The organism is Streptomyces endophyticus (genome assembly GCF_035798155.1).
Taxonomy (GTDB): Bacteria; Actinomycetota; Actinomycetes; order Streptomycetales; family Streptomycetaceae; genus Streptomyces; species Streptomyces endophyticus.
Genome location: NZ_JAOZYC010000044.1, coordinates 1 through 5,106, shown reverse-complemented (window position 1 = coordinate 5,106; position 5,106 = coordinate 1). Strand labels below are relative to the sequence as shown.

Genomic DNA, 5,106 nt, shown 5'->3' with positions numbered 1-5,106 from the left:
ATCAAGTCCATGGAGGACTTGAAGGGCCAGGCGGACAAGTTCGACGGCAAGATCACCGGCATCGAGGCCAGCGCCGGCGAGACGGCGCTGCTCAAGAGCAAGATGCTCAAGGCCTACGGCCTCGACAAGGAGTACAAGGTCGTCGACAGCTCCACGCCGGCGATGCTGGCCGAGCTGAAGCGCGCGTACGCCAAGAAGAAGCCGATCGTCGTCCCGTTGTGGTCGCCGCACTGGGCGTACAACGACTACAAGCTCACCAAGCTCAAGGACCCGAAGGGCGCCTGGGGCAAGGGCGACGGCATCCACTCGCTGGCCCGCAAGGGCTTCGGCAAGGACTTCCCCGAGGTCAACAAGTGGGTCAAGGACTTCAAGCTGAGCGAGAAGCAGCTCACCAGCCTGGAAGCCGAGATCAACAAGTCGGGCAAGGGCAAGCAGCAGGACGCCGTCAAGGCGTGGCTGAAGAAGAACCCGGGCATCGTCGACAAGCTGGCCCCGGTCAAGAAGCAGTCGACCCCGGCCGAGGCCAAGCGCCCGGTGAACGTCGCCTGGTTCCCGTGGGACGAGGACATCGCGGTCACCTTCCTCTGGAAGAACGTCCTGGAGCGCCGCGGCTACAAGTTCAACCTGAAGCAGATGGACGTCGGCCCGGTCTACACGGGGCTCTCCACCGGTGATCTGGACGTCAACTTCGACGCCTGGCTGCCGTATACGCAGAAGAGCTACTGGGACAAGTACAAGAACAAGGTCACGACCCTCGGCTCCTGGTACGGGCCCACCTCGCTCGAGATCGCCGTCCCGTCCTACGTGAAGGGCATCAAGTCGGTCGAGGACCTCAAGGGCAGGGCCAAGGAGTTCAACGGCAAGATCGTCGGCATCGAGGGCGGCACCGGCACGATGGACATCCTCAGGAAGGATGTCGTGCCGGGGTACGGCCTCGACAAGGAGTACAAGGTCGTCAGCGGCTCCACGCCGGCGATGCTCGCCGAACTGAAGCGCGCGTACGCCAAGAAGGAACCGGTCGCGGTGCTCCTGTGGACCCCGCACTGGGCCTACAGCAAGTACGACCTGACCAAGCTGAAGGACCCCAAGGGGCTCTTCGGCAAGGGCGACACCATTCGCACGGTCACCAGCAAGGCGTTCACCAAGCAGTATCCGCAGCTCACGAAGTGGTTCAAGAACTTCAAGATGACCGAGGACGAGCTCGGCACCCTGGAGATCGAGATCAACAAGCACGGCCAGGGCCATCAGGCGGCGGCGGTCTCGGCGTGGGTGAAGAAGCATCCGGAGGTCGAGGAGCGGATGACGTCGCCGTAGTGATGCCGGGCGGCACCGCATAGGTGCTGGTGAAAGCCGTTCGGAGACCTTGATAAGGTTCTGTTCGTCGCCACGGGGCCAGCCCCTGTGCGATGTACACCTTGTCCGGGTGGCGGAATGGCAGACGCGCTAGCTTGAGGTGCTAGTGCCCTTTATCGGGCGTGGGGGTTCAAGTCCCCCCTCGGACACTGGCAGTGGGCCCACGGCTCCGCTGAAGGTCCTGGTTGAGAGTCATCTCAACCAGGACCTTCTGCTTTTCGGGGTGGCAGCGTCCATGTGGCGTGCACGCACGTATGTGATTGCATGATCTCTGCGCCGCGCACGGGGGAAAGCAACGCATGATGCACGTCGGACAGGGGGCCAGTGGGTCCCAAACGGCCGCGGGGGACGCCGGGCGGGCCGAATTGGCGGCCGAGAATCAGCCTGCTGACGCGTCGCGCGGCGATGCCGTGCTGCTCGACGAGCTCGACCTGACCAAGGTCGCGCAGTGGTCGGAGCTGGAGCGCGGCATCGGACCGTTGCGTGAGATCCGGGACGTGCCGTGGACGTCTCCCGGCGAGAGGGACGACGGCGTCCGGCACGTTCCCTTTCCTCAATACCCACCCCTCGTCCAGCGCGTGACCGAGCTGCTGTACGAGATCGGTGCCATCACGCCCGCCTACAAGTGGATGGACCAAGAGCCACCACGACCCGGTGACGCCGGCGCCATCGGCGCGGCCGACGCCATCCGCCTGCTCACCAGCGTCGTACGAGGTGAACGCTTCGGGGACGGCTGCATCGCCAACGCCCTTGAGAACGGTTCGCTCGCCGCCGCCGCCGCCGTGCAGGCACTGGCCACCTGGCGCCGAAGCACATCCCACCGGAAGGAACACACCGCCGTGAGCACCCCCAACAAACGCCCCGCCACCGGCGCCCTCATCGGTTCCGCCCTCGGCGACGCCATGGGGCAGCCCACCGAGTTCCTCACCTCCGTCACCCGTATCGAGGCCGAGTTCGGGCCCTGGCGCGGGATGCGGCTGCCCGTGCGGCACGACGGTGTCGCGCTCGTCACGGACGACACCGAGATGACACTCGCGGTGGCGCGCGCCCTGCGCAAGGCCCAGGAGACCGGTGGGCTGAGCCGGCCCGAGCCCGTGACGGGCGCGCTCATCGAGCACTTCTCCGCCTGGCTCGACCACCCGGGCATCGCCCCCGGCAACACCTGTATGACGGCGTGCCGCGCCCTGCGCAAGGGCACGCCGTGGGCCCAGGCCACGCTCCCGAACTCCAAGGGCTGCGGCGCCACCATGCGCGTCGCGCCCGTCGCGCTGATCCCCGGCCCGGCACCCCACCACCGCGCCCTGCTCGCCCAGTTGCAGAGCGCCCTCACGCACGGCCACCCCACCGCCCTCGCCGCCAGCGACCTGACCGCGTACGCGATCCGGCTCCTCGCCCACGGCACGGCGCCCGCGCTCCTGCCGGAACTACTGCTCGCCTACGCGCGCGCCTCGGTCCTCACGCCGCCGCCCGGCTGGGGCCAGTGGCTCGGCGACCTCGCACCCCAGGGGGCTGCCTACGTCGACGGTGGCTGGCAGGAGTGCATCAGCGTCCTGGAACGCCTGGCCGCTGCCGCCGCGCCCGGTGGGGTCGACCCGGAGGCCGATCCGTGCCTGGCGACGGGCGCGGGCTGGATCGCCGAAGAGGCCCTGGCCACCGGCCTGTTGTGCTTCCTGCTCTTCCCCGACGACCCGGTCACGGCGGTGCGCCGCGCCGCGTGCACCTCCGGTGACTCCGACTCGATCGCCGCCCTCGCCGGCGCCTTCGCGGGCGCCTACCACGGGATCGCGGGCTGGCCCCCGGAGTGGATCTCCCAGGTGGAACACAGCACGGAGCTGCTCGCCCTGGGCGGAGCGTGGGACGAGGGCGCCTGACCGGTCCTACGCCGGCGCCACGTTCTCGACCTGTGGTGATTCCCCGTGAGCAGCGACCAGTTGTGACCCCGCTCGCGCGTCGGGCTTCTGGCCCGGTTCGCTGTCCCGCGTGCCGGCGGCGTTCCGGGCTGGTGGACAATCGGCGCGTGTCCGTTTCCGTTGCCGATCTCCTCGCCGAACCGACCCTGCGGCTCCGGGCGCTGAGCAGCCACTGTCATGACGTGGACCGGCGGATCGGCTGGGTGTCCACGACGGAGCTGCCCGATCCGCTGCCGTTCCTGCGCGGGGACGAGCTGGTGATGACGACCGGCATGCTGGAGCGGGACGACGCCGAGTGGGCCGGGCTGCTGGAACGGCTGGCGGAGTTGCCGGTGGCCGCGTTGTGCTTCGGCACCGGTCTTGTGCACCAGGAGGTGCCGCCCGTCGTCGTGGAGGTCGCCGAGCGGACCGGCCTCGCGCTGCTCGGGTCGCCGGTCGAGGTGCCGTTCGTACAGATCAGCCGCTGGGTCGCCGACCGGATCTTCGCGCAGCGGTACGACGCGGTGCGATCGGCCGTCACCCTGCAGGACCAGCTGGTCCGCGAGCTGCTGTCCGGGCACGGGCTGCGCGGGCTGCTCCGGCGGCTGCACCGGGAGCTGGGGGCGGGGCCCGTCGCCGTCGTCGAGCCGGGCGGTCGCGTCCTCGCGCGCCATCCCGCGTCGAGCCGCTGGCCGGACACCGCCCAGGGCGGTACGGGGGCGTCCGTGCCGGTCGTCGTGGACGGCGTTCCGGTCGCGGAGCTGCGCACCCAGCAGGCCACGCGGCGCCACGACATCCTGTCGTTCGCCACGAGCATCCTCGGGCTCGAAGTGGCCCGCCACCAGGCCGTACTCACCGGTCGGCGGGAGCTGCTCGGTCAGCTCCTGGAGGACGTCCTGCACCGCACGGTCTCCGACGGCGACGCCCGCCGCCGGCTGGCCTCGCACGGGCTCGCCACGGAAGGCCCCCACGCGGTCGTGGTCGCCCGGGTCAGCGGCGACCCCGCGCGGCTGCGCAATCTGCCGTGGACGCTGGGGCCGCTCCTGGAGCGGGTGGGGGACCGGCTGCCGACCGCCCTGATCGACGACACCGTGATGGTCGTCGTGCCGGGCGGCGCCGACGCGGAGGGCGCCGCCGAGACGGTCGCGGGCCACCTGAGCGTGCTGGACCCGCAGGTCCGCGTCGGTGTGGGCGAGCCGCGTCGCGGGGTGACCGGGCTGCGGCTCGGCTACTTCGAGGCCCGCCAGGCCGCACAGGCAGGACCGGGTGTGCACCGGGCGGCGCCGCTGAGCATCGCAGGTCTGCTGATGGGCAACCTGGACCTGCCGCTGCGGGAGTTGGGGCACGCGGTGCTCGCTCCGCTGCTGGGCCATGACGAGGCGCACCGGGCGGAACTCGTGACCACCCTGCGGTCGTATCTCGCGCACGACTGCTCGCCCGCCGCGACCGCCCGCGAACTGACCCTCCACCGCAACAGCCTGCGCTACCGGCTGCGGCTGATCGAGCAACTCACCGGCCGGGACCTCGGCCGCCTCGCCGACCGCATGGAACTGTCGCTCGCACTGACCGCGCTGGACGCCGACACCTAGGGCCTGTCGTCAAACTCCCGTCTGCGCCGCGACGCCTGGCACGCGCGCTCACGGCGTTGCCGAAAAGTCCGAGTAGCTCCTCCCCCAAGCTCTTAAGGAGCAGGGGGGACCCCCTTCTGGGACCTTCCGGCGCCTTGCGATCGCACGCACCAGACGCCGCGGCGCCGCCCTTCGGGCGGCGACGGGAGTTTGGCGACAGGCCCTAGTAGTGCTTCGTTAGGTTCTGGTTCTGGTGAGTGGTTGGCCGCAGGTGGTGCAGGTGCCGGTCCAGCACC

3 protein-coding genes, 1 tRNA gene and 1 pseudogene are annotated in these 5,106 nt (G+C 70.0%); all 5 read left to right on the top strand.

Annotation, left to right across the window (positions count from 1 at the left end; all coding sequences use genetic code 11):
• A partial coding sequence (locus OKJ99_RS07155; RefSeq protein WP_326014942.1) for a glycine betaine ABC transporter substrate-binding protein occupies positions 1-1,314 on the top strand: 1,314 nt, incomplete at its 5' end.
• A 103-nt stretch (positions 1,315-1,417) separates the two neighbouring features.
• Positions 1,418-1,502 (top strand) — tRNA-Leu (locus tag OKJ99_RS07150).
• Positions 1,503-1,652: 150 nt separating this feature from the next.
• Positions 1,653-2,147: pseudogene (locus OKJ99_RS07145) on the top strand (DUF6508 domain-containing protein); the annotation flags it as partial.
• A 45-nt stretch (positions 2,148-2,192) separates the two neighbouring features.
• Positions 2,193-3,224, top strand: coding sequence for an ADP-ribosylglycohydrolase family protein (locus tag OKJ99_RS07140; RefSeq protein ID WP_326014944.1), 1,032 nt, complete (start codon positions 2,193-2,195; stop codon positions 3,222-3,224).
• 146 nt (positions 3,225-3,370) lie between these two features.
• Complete coding sequence (locus tag OKJ99_RS07135; protein ID WP_326014941.1) at positions 3,371-4,831, top strand: PucR family transcriptional regulator; 1,461 nt, start codon at positions 3,371-3,373, stop codon at positions 4,829-4,831.
• Positions 4,832-5,106: the final 275 nt, after the last annotated feature.